The sequence below is a fragment of the Mycolicibacterium peregrinum genome, assembly GCF_001665625.1.
GTDB lineage: Bacteria > Actinomycetota > Actinomycetes > Mycobacteriales > Mycobacteriaceae > Mycobacterium > Mycobacterium peregrinum_B.
Genome location: NZ_LZSY01000107.1, coordinates 14169 through 34148, shown reverse-complemented (window position 1 = coordinate 34148; position 19980 = coordinate 14169). Strand labels below are relative to the sequence as shown.

Below are 19980 nucleotides of genomic sequence, written 5' to 3'. Positions count from 1 at the left end.
GAACCGACGCCGTCAACCCCCGTGGCCGACTACCAGAGCACGCCGGAAGCGGCATCGAGCGAAAAGCCGTGCCGGCCGGACGTTTTGCAGATCAGTGTGCCCTCGTGGGTGACAGCGCAGGCGGCCTCCCAGTTCTCCAGTCGATAGCCTGCGGGCAGCACGCCTACATCCCGGGTGAACAGCTTGCTCCCCGAATAGCGGTAGGACGCCGGTGCTCCGGCCTCGACGAAGGTCTGGTTCATGCCCTCGGGTGCATCCGCGGGCACCGCGTCGCACCCGACCGGACCGCGGTTGGGAAGGATTCCGCAGTACCGACCGTCTGGGGTCTGGAAGTACAGCCCGTAGAAATCGGTGGGCGAGGTGTAGTTGCCCTCGGCGATCGGGTAGCCGTCGATGTCCTCGATCCCAGGTGGCGGCGGCCACGGCCAAGCCTGCGCGGTCGGAAGCGGGCCGAACACCGATAGGCCGACGGCAGCTGCCGCCACAATGTGGAAACGCACGTTCGCTATTTCAGCACAGGTCGTCAACCCCAGGCGTCGACGACCTCCGTTACGGGTCGCCCGGCAGCCAGTGCGGCCATCAACAGAACCCGCGCCTGCGCCGGGCGCAGGCAAGGGACCATCGTGGCGCCGGCGTCGACCAACTGCCGGCCGGGTCCGTACTGCGCGACCACCGGGCCGTCGGGAACCCGGGTCGACACCGCGATCACGACACCGGCGCGGCAGTACCGGCGCACCGCGTCGATCAGCGCAGTTCCCGCATTGCCCGAGCCCATCGCCTGGAGCACGACCGCGCGTGCCCCGGCGTCGACGCAGGCGTCCAGGGCGGTCGAGTCTGCTCCCGGATACGCGGCGACGATGTCGACTCGCGGTGCCGTCGCTGCGGACAACTCGCCGAGAAACGTGCGACGTTTGGTCGCGGCCGCTTCAAAACGACCATCGATGACCGTTCCGATCGCGTCGCCGGTGAAGGCGTTCAACTCGTCGGTGTGACGCTTACGAAGACCCAGCGGTTGCCACACGGTCCCGGCGAAGCTGACGACCACCCCGAGGTCCCGGGCCTGCGGACTGGCCGCGACGGTGATGGCGTGCCGCAGGTTGGCGGGACCGTCGGCGTCGGGCGCGTCGGCGCTGCGCTGCGACCCGGTCAGTACCACCGGCACGGCTCCGCCGTAGGTGAGGTCGAGCCACAGCGCGGTTTCCTCCAGGCTGTCGGTTCCGTGCGTGATGACGACGCCCTCGGCCCGGGCCGCTGCGGCGCCGGCCGCCGCTCGGATCACGTCCCAGTTCGCAGGTGTCAGCAGGGCGCTGTCGGTCGAGAGCACATCGACGATCTCGACGTCCGCGTCAACCGCCAGCCGGGCCGTCAGCTCGGCCCCGGCACGCGTCGGACGCCGGATCCCGGCGTGGTCGGTGCTGGTCGAGATGGTGCCGCCGGTGGTGATCACGACGACGCGGCGGCGCGGCGCCACAGCTCCTGTCACGGTCTCCGTCACGGTCCAGATTGTCCCGCAATTGTCCCGGCTCGACTGTTTGGGATGATGGGGGAGTGACTGATGAAACGTCAGGCCCGGTAGAGCCGGTGACCGACGCAACCGGGGATGCGAAACCATCCCCCGTAACCGCTGCTCCGCCCCGGCGGCGGCTGCGTCTGCTGCTCACCGTCGCCGCGGTCGTGCTGTTCATCGACCTGGTGACCAAGGTGCTCGCGGTACGCCTGCTGACGCCCGGACAGCCGGTGTCGATCATCGGTGACACCGTGACCTGGACGCTGGTACGAAACTCCGGCGCGGCGTTCTCGATGGCAACCGGATATACCTGGGTGTTGACGCTCATCGCGACCGGAGTGGTGATCGGAATCGTCTGGATGGGCCGCCGTCTGGTCTCTCCGTGGTGGGCGATCGGTCTCGGGATGATCCTGGGCGGTGCGACGGGAAACCTGATCGACCGCTTCTTCCGTGCCCCCGGACCGCTCCGTGGGCACGTGGTGGACTTCTTCTCGGTCGGCTGGTGGCCGGTGTTCAACGTGGCCGATCCGGCGGTGGTCGGGGGCGCGATCCTGTTGGTGGCGCTCTCGTTGTTCGGATTCGACTTCGATACCGTCGGGCGGCGGCGCCTGAACGACGACGCCGACGACAAAGCGGGCGACGACAAAGCGGCCGACGATGATCAGTCCGAGAAGGTTGATGACGCCGATCCGGAGACTGCGGCCGAAGACGAGTCGAGCGCGGTCGGGCGCCAGGCCGAGACGTCATAGTGACCACCCGGTCGATGCCGGTGCCCGAGGGCCTGGCGGGAATGCGGGTCGACGCCGGCCTGGCCCGGCTCCTGGGGCTGTCGCGTACCGCGGTGGCAGCGATGGCCGAGGACGGCGGTGTCGATATCGACGGCGCGCCGGCAGCCAAATCCGACAAGCTCGTCGCCGGGGCATGGCTGGAAGTTCGGCTTCCTGAGGCGCCCCCACCGGTCGAGAACACCCCGGTCGACATCGAGGGCATGGGCATCCTCTACTCAGACGACGACATCGTGGCCGTGGACAAGCCGCCGGGTGTGGCCGCGCATGCGACCGTGGGTTGGCATGGCCCGACGGTCCTGGGCGGGCTGGCCGCCGCCGGGTTCCGGATCAGCACCTCGGGCATCCACGAACGCCAGGGCATCGTGCACCGACTCGATGTCGGCACCTCCGGAGTCATGGTCGTGGCGTTGTCGGAGCGGGCGTACACCGTGCTCAAGCGGGCGTTCAAGCAACGCACCGTGGACAAGCGGTACCACGCGCTGGTGCAGGGACACCCCGATCCGTCGAGCGGAACCATCGATGCCCCCATCGGGCGGCATCGTGGTCACGACTGGAAGTTCGCGGTCGTCGAGGGCGGACGTCACAGCATCACCCACTACGACACCCTGGAGGCGTTCCAGGCCGCCAGCCTGCTGGACGTCCACCTGGAGACCGGCCGCACACATCAGATCCGCGTGCACTTCTCCGCGCTGCACCACCCGTGTTGCGGCGACATGACCTACGGCGCCGACCCGACGTTGGCGAAAAAGCTTGGGCTGGAACGTCAATGGCTGCATGCCCGGTCGCTGGCCTTCGCCCATCCGGCCGACGGCCGCCGCATCGAGATCACCAGTCCGTATCCGGCTGACCTGCAGGCTGCCCTCGACGTTCTGCGCCGCCACTAGCGGTGGGTGTGCAGGCACCCGCGCAGCAGACCGGCGCCACCCGCGCCGGGGTGCTCTACGGTGCGGGTGCCTACATCTGGTGGGGTTTGTGCCCCGGCTTCTTCCTGTTGTTACTCCCGGCGGGAGCGCCGGAGGTGCTGGCCCACCGCATCGTGTGGAGCGCAGTGTTCCTGCTGCTGGTGCTCGCGGTGGCCCGGCGGCTCGGTGACCTCCGCAGGTTGACGCTGAAGACCTGGCTACAGCTGCTGATTGCCGCCGCGTTGATCTCCGTCAACTGGGGGACCTACATCTATGCCGTGACCACCGGCCACGTCGTGGACGCGGCTCTCGGCTACTTCATCAATCCCCTGGTGAGCGTGCTGCTGGGCGTGCTGGTGTTCCGCGAACGGATCAGCCGATGGCAGGCGGTCGCCTTGGTGCTCGCACTCGTCGCAGTGGTGATCCTGACCGTGGAGCTGGGCGCGCCGCCATACATCGCGGTCGTGCTCGCGCTGTCCTTCGGCATTTACGGCCTGATCAAGAAAGTGGTGCAGGCCGACCCGAGAGTGAGCGTGGCCACAGAGACATTGGCAGCGTTTCCCTTCGCGGCCGGTTATCTGATCACGCTCGAGGTGCTGGGCCGGGGAAACTTCCTCGACCACGGCACCTGGCACGCGCTGCTGTTGTTGCTCGCCGGGCCGGTCACCGCGGTCCCGCTGCTGTTGTTCGCCGCGGCCGCACAGCGCCTCCCGATGGTGACACTGGGCCTGTTGTTCTATCTCAACCCTGGGCTGCAGATGGCCTGGGGGGTGTTCATCGGCCACGAGCCGATGCCGTTGGGCCGGTGGATCGGGTTCGCCCTGATCTGGGTGGCGTTGGTGATCATGACGGTCGGGGCGCTGCGCAAAAAGCCGGCCGAGATTTCGGCCGACTTTGTCGATCAGGTGCAATCGGAATCGTCATCACGGTGACAGGCTGAAAACCGAAACCGGGAGGACACCGTGCAGTACTGCCTACTCATGCATTATCAGGAGGGCCCGGAGGCGGGCCTGAGTGACGAGGACATGGAACCGGCGCGGGCCGCATTCGCCCGCTATGCCGACGATCTTGACGCGGCCGGAGTGCTCATCGGGACACAGGTACTCCAGTCGGCGTCAGCCTCCACGACCTACACCGCACGTACCGGTGCCGTCGAGATCCAGGACGGCCCGTTCGCCGACACCAGAGAGCGGTTGGGCGGCGTGTTCGTGATCGACGTGCCCGATCTCGATGCGGCATTGGCGTGGGCGGCGAAATGCCCCGCCGCGGCGTGGGGTTCGATCGAGATCAGGCCCGTCGCCGTGACCTATCGCAGTGGCCGGGGCTGGTACGCCCCCTGAACACACCGGCCTCGGCGCGCCTCGCGCAGGTGGTCGGCCGGTCCTACGGCCGACTGCTTGCGTTGCTGGCCGCCCAGAGCCGCGACATCGCCGCGGCCGAGGACGCCTTGGCCGACGCGCTCGAACGCGCCCTGCAGCGGTGGCCACGCGACGGCGTTCCGGCCAATCCCGAGGCGTGGTTGGTGACCGTGGCGCGAAATCGACTGCGGGACATGTGGAAATCGCCTGCCTATCGGCTGACCGGGCCATGGACCGAGGACCACGACGTCGCCTGGGAGATGGCGGACCCCGCGGCGGTGATTCCCGACTGTCGGCTCGAACTCATGCTGGTGTGCGCCCATCCGGCCATCGCCGCCGACATCCGCACCCCGTTGATGCTGCAGACGGTTCTGGGGGTGGAGGCCGCCGCCTTCGCCTCGGCCTTCGCGGTTGCCCCGGCAACCATGGCGCAACGACTGGTGCGGGCCAAGAAGCGCATTCGGGACACCGGGATCCCGTTCACCCTGCCGGAGCGCGCCGACCTCGATGCGCGGCTACCCGAGGTACTCGAAGCGGTCTACGGCGCTTACTCGATCGACTGGCTGTCCGTCCCGCAGACAACGACCGTCGAATCGCTGTCGTCCGAGGCCCTGCACCTGGCCATGGTGCTCGTCGAGTTGTTGCCCGAGGAGCCCGAGGTTCTGGGCCTGGCCGCACTGATGTGTCTGTGCGAGGCACGTCGTCCCGCGCGCCTCGACTCGGACGGCAACTTCGTGGCGTTGGACGATCAGAGCCGGGATCGGTGGGACGGCGAGCTGCGCGCGCGGGGGGAGCGCCTGCTTGCCCGTGCACACGGCTTCGCGCGTCCGGGCCGGTTCCAGTACGAGGCCGCGATTCAATCGGCGCACTGCGCCCCCGACGTCGACCGGCATGCGCTGCGCAAGTTGTATCGGGCGCTGATGCGGGTCGGGCCGTCACTGGGAGCGGCTGTGGCTTTGGCGGCCCTGGACGGCGAAATCGACGGCGCTGACGCCGGACTACGCACCCTCGACACGATCGCCGACCGCTCCGCCGGAGTGTTTCAGCCGGCGTGGGTCACCCGCGGGCATCTTCTCGCCGAGGCAGGACGGGTCGACGAGGCGGCCGCGGCATACCGCCGTGCCATCGAACTGACCGCCGACGATGCGGTGCGGACCTACTTGGCCGGACGGCTGATGGGGCTCCGATCGACCGGCCAGACCGGACCGGGGTCGTGACCCATCTGGGAGACTCTTTGCGAACGCATCTTTTGACCTCATTCTGGCAATGTCATAGTGTTTGCTGAATGACTGTGCGAAGCGGGCCTCGGGCCGCTCGTCGGCCCGGTAGGCCGGTTGGCGCCGACGCTGCGCAAACCCGTGAACGCATCCTGCACGCGGCCTATGAAGTCATCAACGAGCGCGGCTACGCGGCGGCGACATTCCAGGAGATCGCGAATCGCAGTGGTCTGAGCCGCCCGACCCTCAACTATTACTTCGCCAGCCGCGAAGAGCTCTACAGCGCGCTGCTCCAGCAGGCGCACGATGTCGTCGTTTCGTGCATTCGCGTGGCGAAACAGCATGAAGGAACGTTGGATCGGTTGCATGCCTACATCGATGCGGTGGTGGCGGTGTGGCATCGGGACCAGGCTGTGGTCGGGTTCCTGGCCAATGCGCGGCTTGAGGCCTACCGGCACCCGGGCCTGCCCGCCGCCACCGTCGCGGCCACCCGCGGGTTCCTCGGCGAGGTGGTCACCGAGGCGATCGCCCGACGCGAGGTGTCCCCGTACACCGAGCCGGCGACCCTGGTCGAACTGCTGTACGCGATGATGTGGGGAGTGGGTGCCTACAGTGGTTGGCAGGGCCGGCCGGTTGATGTGCCGGCGATAGCCAAGCAACTGCATCAGGTGATCGGAAACGGGTTGCTGTCGATCGCTGATCGTGATCGCTGAAACCTCGGCGCAGACACGCGTGGCGACACGCCCGGAGGGTGTCGGTGGTCGGCAATAGACTGGCCACTCTATGAGCGGTTCATCTTCGGGGTCCTTCGTACACCTGCACAACCACACCGAGTACTCGATGCTGGACGGGGCTGCGAAGATCACGCCGATGCTGGCCGAGGCTCAGCGGCTGGGCATGCCGGCGATCGGTATGACCGACCACGGCAACATGTTCGGCGCCAGTGAGTTCTACAACTCGGCAACCAAGGCCGGCATCAAACCGATCATCGGCATCGAGGCCTACATCGCGCCGGCGTCGCGGTTCGACACCAAACGGGTTCAGTGGGGTGACCCGAGCCAGAAGAGTGACGATGTCTCGGGCAGCGGCGCCTACACCCACATGACCATGGTCGCCGAGAACGCCACCGGTCTACGCAACCTCTTCAAGCTGTCCTCGCTGGCATCGTTCGAAGGTCAGCTCGGCAAGTGGTCGCGCATGGATGCCGAGATCATCGCCGAGTATGCCGAAGGCATCATCGCGACCACCGGTTGCCCGTCCGGTGAGGTGCAGACCCGGCTCCGGCTGGGTCACCGCCAGGAGGCGCTGGAGGCGGCTGCCAAATGGCGCGAGATCTTCGGCCCCGACAACTTCTTCCTGGAGTTGATGGACCACGGCCTCGACATCGAGCGTCGGGTCCGTGAGGGCCTGCTGGAGATCGGGCAGAAGCTCAACATTCCGCCGCTGGCCACCAACGACTGCCACTACGTGACGCGCGAGGCCTCGCAGAACCACGAGGCCCTGCTGTGCATCCAGACCGGCAAGACCCTGTCGGACCCGAACCGTTTCAAGTTCGACGGCGACGGCTACTTCCTCAAATCGGCCGAAGAGATGCGGGCGCTGTGGGATTCGCAGGTTCCGGGCGCGTGTGATTCCACGGTCCTGATCGGCGAGCGGGTGCAGTCCTATGCCGACGTGTGGGCGCCCACCGACCGCATGCCGGTGTTCCCGGTGCCCGACGGCCACGATCAGGCATCGTGGCTGACGCACGAGGTGACGGAGGGGCTGAACCGGCGGTTCCGTGGAGACGCCGTACCCGCCGAGTACACCGACCGTGCTGCCTACGAGATCAAGGTCATCTGCGACAAGGGCTTCCCGTCGTACTTCCTGATCGTCGCCGACCTGATCAACTACGCCCGTTCGGTCGGTATCCGGGTGGGGCCCGGCCGTGGCTCGGCCGCGGGATCGCTCGTGGCGTACGCGATGGGCATCACCAACATCGATCCCATCCCGCACGGCCTGCTGTTCGAGCGGTTCCTCAACCCGGAACGACCCTCCGCACCTGATATCGACATCGACTTCGACGACCGCCGCCGCGGCGAGATGCTGCGGTACGCGGCCAACAAGTGGGGCAGTGACCGGGTGGCGCAGGTCATCACCTTCGGCACCATCAAAACCAAAGCGGCGCTGAAGGACTCGGCCCGCGTGCATTACGGCCAACCTGGTTTCGCGATCGCCGACCGCATCACCAAGGCGCTGCCGCCGCCGATCATGGCCAAGGACATCCCGGTGTCGGGGATCACCGATCCCAACCATGAGCGGTACAAGGAAGCCGCCGAGGTCCGCGCCCTGATCGACACCGATCCGGATGTGCGGACCATCTTCGAGACGGCGCGCGGCCTGGAGGGCCTGGTCCGTAACGCGGGCGTGCACGCCTGCGCGGTGATCATGAGTTCCGAGCCGTTGGTCGACGCGATCCCGCTGTGGAAACGGCCGCAGGACGGCGCCATCATCACCGGCTGGGACTATCCGTCGTGCGAGGCCATCGGCCTGCTGAAGATGGACTTCCTGGGCCTGCGGAACCTGACGATCATCGGCGACTGCATCGAGAACATCAAAGCCAACCGCGGTATCGACCTCGACCTCGACACGTTGCCTTTCGATGACCCGGCCGCCTATGAACTCCTCGGCCGCGGCGACACCCTTGGCGTGTTCCAGCTCGACGGCAGTGCCATGCGTGACCTGCTCCGCCGGATGCAGCCCACCGGGTTCAACGACATCGTCGCGGTGCTCGCGCTGTACCGCCCCGGCCCGATGGGCATGAACGCCCACAACGATTACGCGGACCGTAAGAACGGTCGCCAGGCCATCAAGCCCATCCATCCTGAGCTCGAAGAGCCGCTCAAGGAGATCCTCGCCGAGACCTACGGCCTGATCGTCTACCAAGAGCAGATCATGTTCATCGCGCAGAAGGTCGCCTCCTACACCATGGGTAAGGCCGATGCGCTCCGCAAGGCCATGGGTAAGAAGAAGCTCGAAGTGCTCGAGGCCGAGTACAAGGGCTTCAAGGAGGGCATGACCGCCAACGGGTTCTCCGAAGCCGCGGTGAAAGCCCTGTGGGACACCATCCTTCCGTTCGCCGGGTATGCGTTCAACAAGTCGCACGCGGCCGGCTACGGCCTGGTGTCGTACTGGACGGCCTACCTCAAGGCGAACTATCCCGCCGAGTACATGGCCGGTCTGCTCACCTCGGTCGGTGACGACAAGGACAAGGCCGCGGTCTATCTGGCCGACTGCCGTCGTCTCGGCATCACGGTCCTGCCGCCCGACGTCAACGAGTCGGTGCAGAACTTCGCCTCGGTGGGCGATGACATCCGGTTCGGTCTGGGGGCCATCCGCAACGTCGGCGCGAATGTCGTTGCGTCGCTGATCAGTACCCGTACCGAGAAGGGCAAGTACGCCGACTTCTCCGACTACCTCAACAAGATCGATATCGCGGCCTGCAACAAGAAGGTCACCGAATCATTGGTGAAGGCGGGTGCGTTCGATTCGCTCGGCCACCCCCGCAAGGGGCTGTTCCTGGTGCACACCGACGCTGTCGACTCGGTGCTCGGCACCAAGAAGGCCGAGGCGATGGGCCAGTTCGACCTGTTCGGCGGTGCTGACGACGGCGGCGGCACCGACGCGGTGTTCACCATCCGCGTGCCCGAGGAGGAATGGGAGGACAAGCACAAGCTGGCGCTCGAACGCGAGATGCTGGGGCTGTACGTGTCCGGCCATCCGCTCAACGGGATTGCCCACCTGCTGGCCAACCAGGTCGACACCCAGATTCCGGCGATTCTCGACGGCGATGTCGCCAACGATGCGCAGGTGGTGGTCGGTGGCATCCTGGCCTCGGTCAACCGTCGGGTGAACAAGAATGGCTTGCCTTGGGCCTCAGCCCAATTGGAAGATCTCACCGGTGGCATCGAGGTGCTGTTCTTCCCGCAGACCTACTCACTGTTCGGTCACGAGATCGCTGACGACGTGGTGGTACTGGTCAAGGCGAAGGTGGCTGCCCGGGATGACCGGATCTCGCTGATCGCCCATGAACTGGTGGTACCCGACTTCAGCAGCGCCCAGGCCGACCGGCCGCTGGCGGTGAGCCTGCCGACCCGGCAGTGCACCATCGACAAGGTCAGTGCGCTCAAGCAGGTGCTGGCCAACCATCCCGGCACGTCCCAGGTGCATCTGCGGCTGATCAGCGGTGAACGGATCACCACGCTGGAACTGGATCAGTCGCTGCGGGTGACGCCGTCCTCGGCGCTGATGGGCGACCTGAAGGCGTTGCTCGGGCCGGGTTGCCTGGGCTGATCGTCCAGGTCGATCTTCACGATCGCGCTGTCGGGCCACAGTGCCCGGTCCCGCGCGCGCCGTAGTTTTTGCAGCAACGGAAGGTTGCTGTGCACATTGGTTACTCCGGGGATCTTCAGTAGCGGCATGATGTTCCACTGCCAGCCGTAGCGCCGGTGCAGCGCACGGTTGGCCTCCTCGGCGTCCTCACCGTGCAGGACCGTGGCCCGACCGGTCAGCCAGGTGGTGCCCGTGATCCGGCCCCGGTGATCGCAGATCACCAGTTCGACGTCGGGCCGCGCCGTGATTCTGCGGGTCTTCGGGCCGATCTTGGTGCGGAACAACGCCGTTCGGCCGTCGAGCACGAACCAGATCGGGGTGTCTGCTGCGGTGCCGTCGCGGCGAAAGCTGCGCAGCAGCGCGTATCGGGAGTGGCTCAGGGTCTCCAACGTGGATTCGGTGTGTGGCATGTAGCCAGTCAACGACTTAGAGTTGACTCTAAGTCAAGCGCAGAAGGAGGGCAGATGGGCGCGACGCTGACCATCGGAGACGTCACGCAGCGGTCGGGCATCGCCCAGACCGCGCTGCGCTACTACGAGCAGGTCGGCTTGTTGCCTGCACCGCATCGCGTGGGCGGGCAGCGCCGCTACCAGGAGTCGGTCCTGATGCGGCTGGAGGTGATCAGGTTGTGCAAGACGGCGGGCTTCTCGCTGACAGAGATCGCGCTGCTGCTCAAGGACGACACCCCGGGCCGCCCCTTGGCTCGCGAACTGGCGCAGACCAAACTGGCCGAGATCGACGAGCAACTGAAGTCGCTGGCGCGGGCGCGGGCCATCATCGAGTGGGGGATGCGGTGCACCTGCCCGTCAATCGAGTTGTGCACGTGCGGGATTCATCACGAATTGCCGGCCTGACGAAGGAGCGGCAACAGCCGCTCGGGTCGATTATCTCGCGCGGAATGGCGTGGCTGCGTCAGAACCGGTAGCGCAGAATGCGCGCCTTGCGTGCAGTGGCCTTGCTGAGGCCGGAGGCCCGCGTGGCGATCCGCAGCATTCCGGGGAAGCGGTCGACTTCGGGCTGGTAGGCCAGGCTGGACTCCTCGATCAGACGCAGCTGCGGGTTCCAGGATTCGGGATGGTGTGCATCCTTGAAACCCGCATAGCCCCATTGGCTTCCGACGTCTTTGAACATCTTGGCGGGGAAGAACTTCAGCGCCGCCTTACTCATCCATCCGATGCGACCGTAGTCATTGAATGCGAGCTCGCCGGATTCGAAGTGTTCCGTGATGGTCCGGAAGATACCGGCGATCACCGGTTCGGTGAGGAACGCGAACAACCCGTCGGCCACCAGCATGGTGGGGCGATCCGACGGGATCGGGTCCGTCCAGTCCGGGTCGGCCAGCGACGCAGAGACGGTGTGCGCCTGGGGGAGTGAGGGCAGCACCCGATCTCGCAGTTCGCTGATTCCGGGCAGATCGACGCTGTACCAGTCGACCGCGGCCGGCGGCGCGACGCGATGGACGCCGCTGTCCAGACCTCCGCCGAGGTCGACCACGACGGCATCGGGATGATCGACGACGAACGCACGGACCCGATCGTCGAGCATCTTGGCGCGCAACGCCGACTGGCACACCACGCTGGTCTGTACACCGAGTCCGGCGAAGTCGTAGTCGAGTCGTGCCACCGTTTCGTCGGCCATCGTGTCGCCGAGGATGGGGTTCGCCCATCTGCTGTCGAGCGCCCTGGCATACAGGGTCAGGAACGCGGTTTCCTCCACCGGCGTCAGGCCCGTCGTCGCAATACCCACAACCCGACGGTACACCCGGTAAGGACTGAACATTTGGGCGAAAACGTTTACCGCCCTTACGATCACGCGCTGCCGACCGGTGGTGTGGGTGAAAGGGGGGTGGGCAGTGAGCTGACCGCAGCCTACGGTGGGAGCCATGCGCAGCATGCACGTGAGCGTCTGGATCGAGGTTGCCGCGGACGCGGTGTACGCCTACGCGGCAGATCCGCAGCACCTGGCGAACTGGGCGGCGGGGCTGGCTGAAGGTGGGCTACGACTCACCCCGCGCGGATGGGTCGCCGATTCGCCGATGGGTGAGGTCACCGTCGAATTCGCCGGCCCCAACACGCTGGGAGTGCTTGACCACGTGGTGCGGTTGCCCTCGGGTGAGGCCGTCTACAACCCGATGCGGGTGGTGCCGGGCGGCGTCGACGCCGAGTCGTGCGAAGTCGTGTTCACCGTCCGGCAGCGGCCCGGCGTGACGGACTCGGAGTTCGAAGCAGACGTGGCTGCGGTGGCAGCGGATCTAGCGACCTTGCGGCGGCTGCTGGAGGGTCACTGATCAGACGGCGAAACGTGGCCGAGGCTCAGCCACACGACGATGGTCGCCGCGGCTGCGGAGAGTACCGCCGGGGCGGCGCTCATGGTTGCCACGCCGACGATCACCAGTACCAGCGCACCGACCGCCAGGGCGATCAGCTTGTAGGTCGGCCAGGGCACCCCGGCGATGTCCACTTGGTGATCGGCCCGGGAGGCGACACTGCGAAAGTTCCCGGCGGTGGTCATGTATTGACGATAGCTCGCAACATTGATTTCGGCTAGCCGAAACCTTGGATGTGGCGTGTCGCTTTATCGGTCCAGACTGCTCAACAGCGGGCTTCCATCCGGTACTGGACCTCGGCCGGTCGGGTGGGGCGGTCCGCGAACCAGCCACGCGCCGTGCCGCTGATATGGAATGTGGTGCCATCGACGCTGGCGTCGGCAGGCGCTGTCACATTGGCCGAGCCGCCGGTGAACCCTTCCAACCCGGTCAAGCGCATGACTTTCGGCTCGACGGTGGCGCCGGTCTGGATGATGGCCGTGAAGCCGGGCGTTTCCGGCTGAGTTTCGATGGTCCACAGCCAGGACCGCTGCGTGCAGAGCACCGAGAACGTGGTCGGGACCTGCTCGCCGTTGATGAAAATCCGCGCCGTGTAGGCATCCGCAGGGATGCCGGTGGCCGCCGCGCAGGCAGATAACGCCAGCGCGCCTACCGAAACGGTGTGTGCCGCTACCCGCCGCGCCCGCTGCTGCATGTGCCGCATGACGGTTGTTTTCCCAGTTCGGAGTCCCTTCAACCACCTGCTGTTGCTTTCCTCGCGATAGCCGTCCAGCTGCCGGGGTCCCGTCGCGTGTCCCCACCCAACTGCAGAGAAATGCCTGGCCAGTGGCACCATTGAACGGTGACTGCCGATCTGAGCAAGGGCTCCCGAGTCTCCCCGCTGGCTGCGCCGCTTTCCGCGGCCGACATCGACGAGGCCGCCAAGCGAATTTCCGGCGTGGTCACCCGCAGTCCGCTGCAGTTCAACGAACGGCTCTCGGACGCGACCGGAGCCAATGTCTACCTCAAGCGTGAGGACCTGCAAGCAGTGCGGTCCTACAAGGTGCGCGGGGCGTTCAACCTGATGGCGCAGCTCTCTCCCGAGGAGCTCGCCGCCGGCGTGGTGTGCTCATCGGCGGGCAACCATGCGCAGGGCTTCGCCATGGCCTGCCGGTCGATGCGGACCCACGGTCGCGTATACGTGCCGGCCAAGACGCCCAAGCAGAAGCGGGACCGGATCAGGTACCACGGCCGCGAGTTCATCGAGCTCATCGCGGTCGGGTCGACCTACGATCTGGCCGCTGCCGCGGCGCTCGACGACGTCGCCCGGACCGGGGCGACCCTCGTACCTCCGTACGACGATGTGCGGACGATGGCCGGGCAGGGCACCATCGCTGCCGAGCTGCTCGACCAACTCGACGACGAGCCGGACCTGGTGATCGTCCCCGTCGGCGGCGGCGGCTGTATCTCCGGAATCACCACCTACCTCGCCGAGCGTGCCTCGGGCACGTCGGTACTCGGCGTCGAGCCGGCCGGTGCGGCCTCGATGATCGCCGCGCTGGCCGCGGGCCAGCCCGTCACCCTCGATCACGTCGACCAGTTCGTCGACGGCGCGGCAGTGGCGCGGGCCGGGGCGCTGCCGTATGCCGCGTTGGCCGCGGCCGGTGACATGGTCTCGCTCACCACGGTCGACGAAGGCGCGGTGTGCACCACGATGCTCGACCTGTATCAGAACGACGGAATCATCGCCGAGCCTGCCGGTGCGTTGTCGGTCGCGGCGCTGCTGGAGGCGGACATCGAACGCGGTTCCACCGTCGTGTGCCTGATCTCCGGCGGGAACAACGACGTGTCGCGGTACAACGAGGTGGTCGAGCGGTCACTGGTGCACCTGGGGCTCAAGCACTACTTCCTGGTCGACTTTCCGCAGGAACCCGGGGCGTTGCGCCGTTTCCTGGACGAGGTTCTCGGACCGGGCGACGACATCACGCTTTTCGAGTACGTCAAGCGCAACAACCGCGAGACCGGTGAGGCACTGTGCGGTGTCGAGTTGAGTGCAGCGACCGACCTCGAAGGCCTGCTGGCCCGGATGGCGGACTCCGACATCCACGTGGAGTTGCTCGAACCCGGGTCGCCGACGTACCGGTACCTGACCTGAGGAACCCGACCTGAAGGGCGAGCCTTCAGGCGCTGATCCCGGTGGCCTCGAATCCGGCGCTCACCGCGGCGACCTTCTCATCCCGAACGCTTTCGGAGTCTCCGCGGAACAGAGACTTGGCCACCAGTTCCACGGCCCGGCGGCTGTCACTGAAACCTGACGTCCGCGAAAGATGAAGTGTCAGTGCGAGGTAGAACAGCGCTGCCACATCCTGGGGCGTGAAGAGATGGCCCTGGCCGTTTTTTGCGCTGATGATGTTGAACGCCGCCTTGTTGTGGATGCCACTGTTGGTGTGCACACCGCCGTTGTCCCGGGTCGTGTGTACATAGTCGCGCATGTGCGCGGGCTGGCCGCGCCGGGCCGGATCACTCAGATCCCTCAGGGGTACGCCGGTACCGTCGAGTTCTTCACCCATTTCCCAGTTCCAGCTGTCGATGTCGGGTTTCTGGGAGTTCGCGATGATCGTCCCCATGATGTCCGAGTAGGACTCGTTCAGCGCGCCGGACTCGTCCTTGTACTCGAGACGGGCCGTGTTGTCGGTCAGTCCGTGCGTCATTTCATGCGCCACGACGTCCATCGCCACTGCATACGACCGCAGTTCGCCGCCGACACTGCGCTGCCCGTACACCATCTGGGTGCCGATCCAGGCGGCGTTGCGCCATTCCTGGGGTGTCGCGGCCTGGATAGAGGTGCAGTTGATGGACGAGATGAACGGACCGCCCTGGTTGTCGAGGCCGTTGCGCTGCAACGTGTTCAACAGATAGTCGGCAACCTCCTGGGCGTTGGCGTGGGCACTGATCGCCGCCGGGCTCCAAGGTGCCGGTGGATTGGAGATCGGCGCCGCGCCCGGTAGTGAGCGGAACTGCGATTCGATCTTGCGGAACCCGAAATCGTAGGTCTCGATGCGCCGGGTGGGATCCACCAGTCGCTTGTTGTCGTTCTCGTCGCGTTCGGCCCGGATGCGGCGGGTCTGGCCGAGGGCGTCGGTCGAGTCCAGCTCTTCCAGGGTCCACGAAATCGTCTGGGTGCGGGGAAGTTTGGCGACGAGATCGCCGGAGTGCGCGTCGACAACGTAGTCGAAGAGCTCCGGCAGGGTCTCCGGGTGACCGTCGGAGGTGCGCTCGCGGTGGCGCTGTACGTTCTTGGCGATGTACACGAGGCGCCAGACGCTGGAGTCTGCACTCTTGTCGAAGTAGAAGTAGAGCCGGGGTGGCTCCGGCAGTGGCAATGCGTCTTTGCCCGCATCCTTGACGATCACGTCCTGGGCCTGCGCCGGCGATATGGTCGCGACCGCGTCGACCCCTTCGGGATTACCGATCGCCGAGTTGACGGCCAGCATGTTGTTCGCGTCGTCGAGTTCGATCGTGACGAGCGACCCGTACACCGGGATGCGTTGGCGGTATTGGGCGAACTTCACGACGGTGGATTCGGTCAGCGGAATCGACTCGGTGCCCAGGGCCAGGTACTCGGTCACCGGGCCTGCGCTGCTGTCGGTGATCGAGGGCACCTCGGGGCTGGAGATCATCTGGTTGAGGTAGCGGCGTGCCGCCGATTCCGGATCGAGCGTTGCCACGTCGATCGCCTGCGCCCCACCGGGCACAACCGCCTCGTCATTGATGGCCTGTACTGCCGGGCCCTGGTACTTGTCCGCGCTGTGCAGTGCAAAGCTCTCTAACCCGTTGTCGTTCATGAGTTCTCACATCTCCTGCTCCGAGGGTTGGGCTGCCCGGGTGCGGACCGGCCTGCGCCGGCGCCGTGGCACGGCCTGATCATGCGCCAGAGTGCGGCGCAGATGCGTGCGTAGTGGCCTACTCGAATATCGCGGCGATCGGGAGCTTGGATGCGTGTGCGGGCCACCGCGATGCGCGTGCTGCCGGCGTCGACGCCGAACACAGGTAGTGATGTACGCGCGCGCCCCTGCCTCCGGGCGCTTACCGTCCTGACGTGGGTATTCGCCCCACTGGAGATCCGCAGCAAGGAAGAGCCGACCATGGCCGAACACATCATGCAGTCCGGTGACACCCTCACGGTCGCGGAGTCGGCATCGACCCGCGTTCGGCGCAACATCTGGACGCTCGATCACATCGATCACTGGCACCCGACGATCTACGCCTACGCCCGCGCAGTTCAGGTGCTGATCGGCCGGACAGATGCGGATCAGCTGGATCCGATCGGTTGGCAGTATCAGTCTGACATTCACGGCACCACCGTGAAGCCCGACCGGTTCCGCAATCAGTGCCAGCACTTCTGCTGGTTCTTCCTGCCCTGGCACCGGATGTATCTGCAATGGTTCGAGCGGATTGTCACGTCGGCCATCCAGGAACTCGACGACGTCGATGAACAGACCAAGTCGACCTGGGCGCTGCCTTACTGGAACTACACCAGCGACGACCCGGACCGCCGCCGGCTGCCGCAGGCCTTCCTCGATACGACCCTGCCGGACGGGGTGACACCGAATCCCCTGTGGGTGCCCGGACGGAACCTCAACGACGGCTCGTCACTGCCTGCCTCCGATGTCGACCTGACGAGTGCGCTGGCGCCCGTCGACTTCGCCGGGTTCGGCGGGTTCGCCGGTGGGCGTACGGGATTCAGTCATGCCGGCGAGGACCCCGGTGCGGCGATGGGACCGTTGGAAGGAACGCCCCACGGTGCCGTCCACGTGGGTGTGGGTGGACTGATGGGATCGTTCAACACGGCGGCGCTGGACCCCATCTTCTGGCTACATCATGCCAACATCGACCGGATCTGGGAGATCTGGCGGACGATGCCGGACCGCGCCAACACCACGGAGGCCGCCTGGCTGAGCGGTGTGACCTTCCACTTCCATGACGAGAACCGGGCGACGCTCACCGAGACGGTTCAGGAGGTGCTCGAAACTGCCCCTCAGCTCAGCTACAGCTATGAGGACATCGCCGCCCCTGTCGCACTGGAGGCACTCATGCCAACCGCACCTGCGCCCGAGAACCCACCGGAACTCGTCGGAGCATCGGATCGCGCGATCGCCCTCGCCGGTGAGGCGACGAACGTCACCTTCGCCATCGCGCCACCCCTGGGCCCTCTGGCCCAGGAGGAAAGCCCGGTATCCCGCGCTTTCCTTCGGATCGAGGATGTGACGTCCCCGGCGCCGGTGGGCGTCACCTACAAGGTGTATCTCGACGTGGGCGGCGGTGAACCCACTGTCGATGATGACCATTTCGTCGGTGTCGCCGCATTTTTCGGGATCGAGGAAACCATCAATCCCGACAATGAACACGGCGGGATGCGGCTCGCCTACGACATCACCGGTCTGTATCAACGGTTCACCGCCGAAGGGCGGTGGAGTGACCAGGTCAGCGTCACCTTCGTGCCGCAGTACGTGGAGCCGGCCGCTCATCCCATCCGGCTACCGGGGGCTCAGGCCTCGGCACCGCAGGAGCCGGGACAGGCGCGCGTCGGGCGCGTGAGTGTCTTCCTGCAATGACTCTGGCTGCAGCACCGGCGCGGCCATCGCCCTGGCGACGGTTGTGGTGGCGGCATCCGGAGTTATCCGTGCTCACGGTTTCGGTGGCTGCCTGGTCGGCGGTGACGGTACTGCACGTGATGATTCCGGGTCACGTTGGCGCCCATCACTGTTCGGCAGTGCCTCACGCTGCGGCCCACCACCATGGGGCGTCAGGGTTGGGCGTCGTCGCAGAACGCTGCGCGGCGATGGGTCCCGGTGTGCCCGAATTTCCTGCCTCGCTGGGAATGTGGGTGGTCATGGCCGCGGCGATGATGCTGCCCACGACGCTGCCCGCCGTGCGGTCGATATCGATGAACGGCAGGTGGAATCGGCGGCACCGCAGCCAAGTGTTGTTCGTACTCGGTTATCTCGCAGTGTGGTCGGTGTTCGGTGCCGCAGCGCTGGCCATTGTCTGGTCGATCGGTGTGAAAACAGTTGGTGTTCCGGTGGTCTCGGGTCTGCTCGCGGGCGCGGCAGCCTGGGAACTGACCCGCCGGAAGCGGTTGTTCCTGCGGGCGTGTCATCGGGTACAGGCGCTGCCTGCGGACGGCCGGCGAGCGGACCGGGCATGCGTCGGCGAGGGCCTGCGTAACGGGCTGCGCTGTGTGGGCGCCTGCGGCCCGATGATGCTGCCCATGGCGTTGGCTCCGCACGCACTGTGGCTGATGGTGGTCCTCTTCGGAGTCGCGGCGGGGGAGAAGTTGGTCACGAAAGCCGTGGACCATCTGCCGGTGTTCGCGGCAGTTCTGGCACTGGTCGCCGTCATCGTGGCGTTCGGTGCGCCGGTCCGCTGACCGCCCACGTGACGAGGGCGCAGCCGGCGAAGGCGGCGCCGAGGAGCGCCGAGGCGGTCCAGCCTGCAGCCGAGAACGCGGCGGTCGTGGCGGTCGCACCCAGGGCTGAGCCGAGTGAGTAGAAGAACATATAGCCGCCGATGACGCTGCTGGTGCGGTGCGGGTGGGCAGTGGTCAGCAGGTGCTGATTGCTCACATGGACAGCTTGCACCGCGAAGTCGAGCACGAGGACACCGACGACGATCGGCAGCAGCGACCATGACACGTGCCCGATGGCCAGCCACGATACGGCCAGTAATGCGAGCGCCCCGCCGGTGACCGTACTTGCGAACCCGGCGTCAGCCCAGTGTCCGGCCCGGGCGGCGCCGAGTGCGCCTGCGAGGCCGGCGATTCCGAAGAGTCCGATCTGAGCTGTGCTCAGATGCCACGGATCCGCCGCCAGTGGCAGCGCCAGGCCGCTCCACAGCGTTCCGAACGAGGCGAACAGAAAGAACGCGATCACCCCGCGCGAGACGAACAGGCGGTCACCGAACAGTCGGCCCAACGACGCCAGCACCTCGACGTAGGTGGTGTGCGCACGGGGCGGGTCTGGCGGTGCTGTTGCTGACGCTGGCATGTCTCGTGCTGCGGCTCCTCCCGCCGCCACGCGGGATCCGAGGATGCCAATGACGACTCCGGAGGTCACCACGCCGAGGGTTCGGCCGCGTTGTTCGGGTGTGGACAGAGCCGCAGCGTAGGCGACCGTGGTCTGAACGACTACCGCGAACAGGCCGGCCACCGCCAGGCCGGCTAGCAGTAGCCAGGACTGTGCGGCCGTCGCGGCCAGTGTTACGCCCACTGCGGCCAACACCAGGTGCCCGCTGATGAGCCGGCGGCGATCGACCATGTCGCCGAGCGGGACGAGGGCGAACAGTCCCACCAGATAACCCAGTTGTCCGGCGGTGACGATCGATCCCAGCTCGGCATCGGGCACGCCCAGGTCGTGGCCGATCAGGGTCAGCACCGGCTGTGCCGCATAGATCGTTGCCACGGCCACTGCGCACACGGTGGCGAGAAGCATCTTCAGGCCGACGGTCGGTTTCATCTACCCTCCAATTGGTTG

General features: G+C 66.4%; 19 protein-coding genes and 1 pseudogene. 12 read left to right on the top strand and 8 right to left on the bottom strand.

Features of this window, described 5'->3' with window-relative positions; translation table 11 throughout:
• Positions 1-29 precede the first annotated feature (29 nt).
• Together A5779_RS16075 and A5779_RS16070 are read right to left on the bottom strand one after the other, a co-directional pair.
• Positions 30-500, bottom strand: a complete 471-nt coding sequence (locus tag A5779_RS16075; protein WP_064883508.1) for a hypothetical protein — start codon at positions 498-500, stop codon at positions 30-32.
• 23 nt (positions 501-523) lie between these two features.
• On the bottom strand, positions 524-1471 hold the full coding sequence (locus A5779_RS16070) for an asparaginase (RefSeq protein WP_064883507.1): 948 nt from the start codon (positions 1469-1471) through the stop codon (positions 524-526).
• 77 nt (positions 1472-1548) lie between these two features.
• Here A5779_RS16070 and lspA point away from each other — a divergent pair, with 77 nt between their 5' ends.
• The 7 genes from lspA to dnaE all read left to right on the top strand — a co-directional run bounded on the left by lspA (position 1549) and on the right by dnaE (position 10104).
• The gene (lspA, locus tag A5779_RS16065) at positions 1549-2256 is read left to right on the top strand and encodes a signal peptidase II (protein ID WP_064883505.1); all 708 of its coding nucleotides are present in this window, start codon (positions 1549-1551) and stop codon (positions 2254-2256) included.
• Complete coding sequence (locus A5779_RS16060; RefSeq protein WP_064883502.1) at positions 2256-3179, top strand: RluA family pseudouridine synthase; 924 nt, start codon at positions 2256-2258, stop codon at positions 3177-3179. The genes lspA and A5779_RS16060 overlap by 1 nt, the downstream gene beginning before the upstream one ends.
• A 50-nt stretch (positions 3180-3229) precedes the next feature.
• Positions 3230-4129: an EamA family transporter RarD gene (gene rarD, locus A5779_RS16055; RefSeq protein ID WP_064883585.1), complete on the top strand. Its 900-nt coding sequence runs from the start codon at positions 3230-3232 to the stop codon at positions 4127-4129.
• Between the two features lie 30 nt (positions 4130-4159).
• Positions 4160-4537: a YciI family protein gene (locus A5779_RS16050; protein WP_064883500.1), complete on the top strand. Its 378-nt coding sequence runs from the start codon at positions 4160-4162 to the stop codon at positions 4535-4537.
• A gap of 53 nt (positions 4538-4590) precedes the next feature.
• Positions 4591-5772 (top strand): RNA polymerase sigma factor, encoded by a 1182-nt coding sequence (locus A5779_RS16045; protein ID WP_064883583.1) that lies wholly within the window; start codon positions 4591-4593, stop codon positions 5770-5772.
• Positions 5773-5840: 68 nt separating this feature from the next.
• Entirely contained in the window at positions 5841-6485 is a 645-nt protein-coding gene (locus A5779_RS16040; protein ID WP_064883498.1) for a TetR/AcrR family transcriptional regulator, read from the top strand.
• A gap of 70 nt (positions 6486-6555) precedes the next feature.
• Complete coding sequence (dnaE, locus tag A5779_RS16035; RefSeq protein ID WP_064883496.1) at positions 6556-10104, top strand: DNA polymerase III subunit alpha; 3549 nt, start codon at positions 6556-6558, stop codon at positions 10102-10104.
• 5 nt (positions 10105-10109) lie between these two features.
• Here dnaE and A5779_RS16030 read toward each other — a convergent pair.
• Positions 10110-10553, bottom strand: a pseudogene (locus A5779_RS16030) (PPOX class F420-dependent oxidoreductase); the annotation flags it as partial.
• A gap of 54 nt (positions 10554-10607) precedes the next feature.
• On the opposite strand from A5779_RS16030, the gene A5779_RS16025 reads away from it, so the two are divergent.
• Positions 10608-10997, top strand: a complete 390-nt coding sequence (locus A5779_RS16025; protein ID WP_064883492.1) for a MerR family transcriptional regulator — start codon at positions 10608-10610, stop codon at positions 10995-10997.
• A 58-nt stretch (positions 10998-11055) separates the two neighbouring features.
• Here the strand turns inward: A5779_RS16025 and A5779_RS16020 are convergent, their stop codons facing one another.
• Positions 11056-11889 (bottom strand): class I SAM-dependent methyltransferase, encoded by an 834-nt coding sequence (locus A5779_RS16020; RefSeq protein ID WP_064883581.1) that lies wholly within the window; start codon positions 11887-11889, stop codon positions 11056-11058.
• A gap of 136 nt (positions 11890-12025) precedes the next feature.
• Here A5779_RS16020 and A5779_RS16015 point away from each other — a divergent pair, with 136 nt between their 5' ends.
• Entirely contained in the window at positions 12026-12430 is a 405-nt protein-coding gene (locus A5779_RS16015) for a hypothetical protein (protein WP_064883490.1), read from the top strand.
• Here the strand turns inward: A5779_RS16015 and A5779_RS16010 are convergent.
• Both A5779_RS16010 and A5779_RS16005 read right to left on the bottom strand, forming a co-directional pair.
• Positions 12424-12654, bottom strand: coding sequence for a hypothetical protein (locus A5779_RS16010; RefSeq protein WP_064883488.1), 231 nt, complete (start codon positions 12652-12654; stop codon positions 12424-12426). The genes A5779_RS16015 and A5779_RS16010 overlap by 7 nt on opposite strands.
• 80 nt (positions 12655-12734) lie before the next feature.
• Positions 12735-13172 carry a lipoprotein LpqH gene (locus A5779_RS16005; RefSeq protein WP_064883485.1) on the bottom strand — a complete coding sequence of 146 codons (438 nt, stop codon included), beginning with the start codon at positions 13170-13172 and terminating at the stop codon, positions 12735-12737.
• Between the two features lie 138 nt (positions 13173-13310).
• On the opposite strand from A5779_RS16005, the gene ilvA reads away from it, so the two are divergent.
• Positions 13311-14603 (top strand): threonine ammonia-lyase IlvA, encoded by a 1293-nt coding sequence (gene ilvA / locus A5779_RS16000; protein WP_064883483.1) that lies wholly within the window; start codon positions 13311-13313, stop codon positions 14601-14603.
• Between the two features lie 25 nt (positions 14604-14628).
• Here ilvA and A5779_RS15995 read toward each other — a convergent pair whose 3' ends face one another.
• The gene (locus A5779_RS15995; protein ID WP_064883481.1) at positions 14629-16293 is read right to left on the bottom strand and encodes a M4 family metallopeptidase; all 1665 of its coding nucleotides are present in this window, start codon (positions 16291-16293) and stop codon (positions 14629-14631) included.
• A gap of 150 nt (positions 16294-16443) precedes the next feature.
• Between A5779_RS15995 and A5779_RS15990 the strand changes: the two genes are divergently transcribed.
• A complete protein-coding gene (locus A5779_RS15990) occupies positions 16444-18063 on the top strand; it encodes a tyrosinase family protein (RefSeq protein WP_064883479.1) in 1620 nt (539 codons plus the stop codon).
• 158 nt (positions 18064-18221) lie between these two features.
• Positions 18222-18878: a DUF2182 domain-containing protein gene (locus tag A5779_RS15985; protein WP_165609793.1), complete on the top strand. Its 657-nt coding sequence runs from the start codon at positions 18222-18224 to the stop codon at positions 18876-18878.
• Here the strand turns inward: A5779_RS15985 and A5779_RS15980 are convergent.
• Positions 18847-19962: an MFS transporter gene (locus tag A5779_RS15980; protein WP_064883475.1), complete on the bottom strand. Its 1116-nt coding sequence runs from the start codon at positions 19960-19962 to the stop codon at positions 18847-18849. The two genes, A5779_RS15985 and A5779_RS15980, sit on opposite strands and share 32 nt — an antisense overlap.
• Between the last annotated feature and the right edge of the window lie 18 nt (positions 19963-19980).

What these genes read in the sequence shown, in the direction of transcription:
- A5779_RS15995 (WP_064883481.1), bottom strand. Translation starts at nt 16,293, where the DNA reads ATGAACGACAACGGGTTAGAGAGCTTTGCACTGCACAGCGCGGACAAG.
- A5779_RS16025 (WP_064883492.1), top strand. Translation starts at nt 10,608, where the DNA reads ATGGGCGCGACGCTGACCATCGGAGACGTCACGCAGCGGTCGGGCATC.
- A5779_RS15990 (WP_064883479.1), top strand. Translation starts at nt 16,444, where the DNA reads ATGCGTGTGCGGGCCACCGCGATGCGCGTGCTGCCGGCGTCGACGCCG.
- A5779_RS16010 (WP_064883488.1), bottom strand. Translation starts at nt 12,654, where the DNA reads ATGACCACCGCCGGGAACTTTCGCAGTGTCGCCTCCCGGGCCGATCAC.
- A5779_RS16040 (WP_064883498.1), top strand. Translation starts at nt 5,841, where the DNA reads ATGACTGTGCGAAGCGGGCCTCGGGCCGCTCGTCGGCCCGGTAGGCCG.
- A5779_RS16015 (WP_064883490.1), top strand. Translation starts at nt 12,026, where the DNA reads ATGCGCAGCATGCACGTGAGCGTCTGGATCGAGGTTGCCGCGGACGCG.
- A5779_RS16005 (WP_064883485.1), bottom strand. Translation starts at nt 13,172, where the DNA reads ATGCGGCACATGCAGCAGCGGGCGCGGCGGGTAGCGGCACACACCGTT.
- dnaE (WP_064883496.1), top strand. Translation starts at nt 6,556, where the DNA reads ATGAGCGGTTCATCTTCGGGGTCCTTCGTACACCTGCACAACCACACC.
- A5779_RS15980 (WP_064883475.1), bottom strand. Translation starts at nt 19,962, where the DNA reads ATGAAACCGACCGTCGGCCTGAAGATGCTTCTCGCCACCGTGTGCGCA.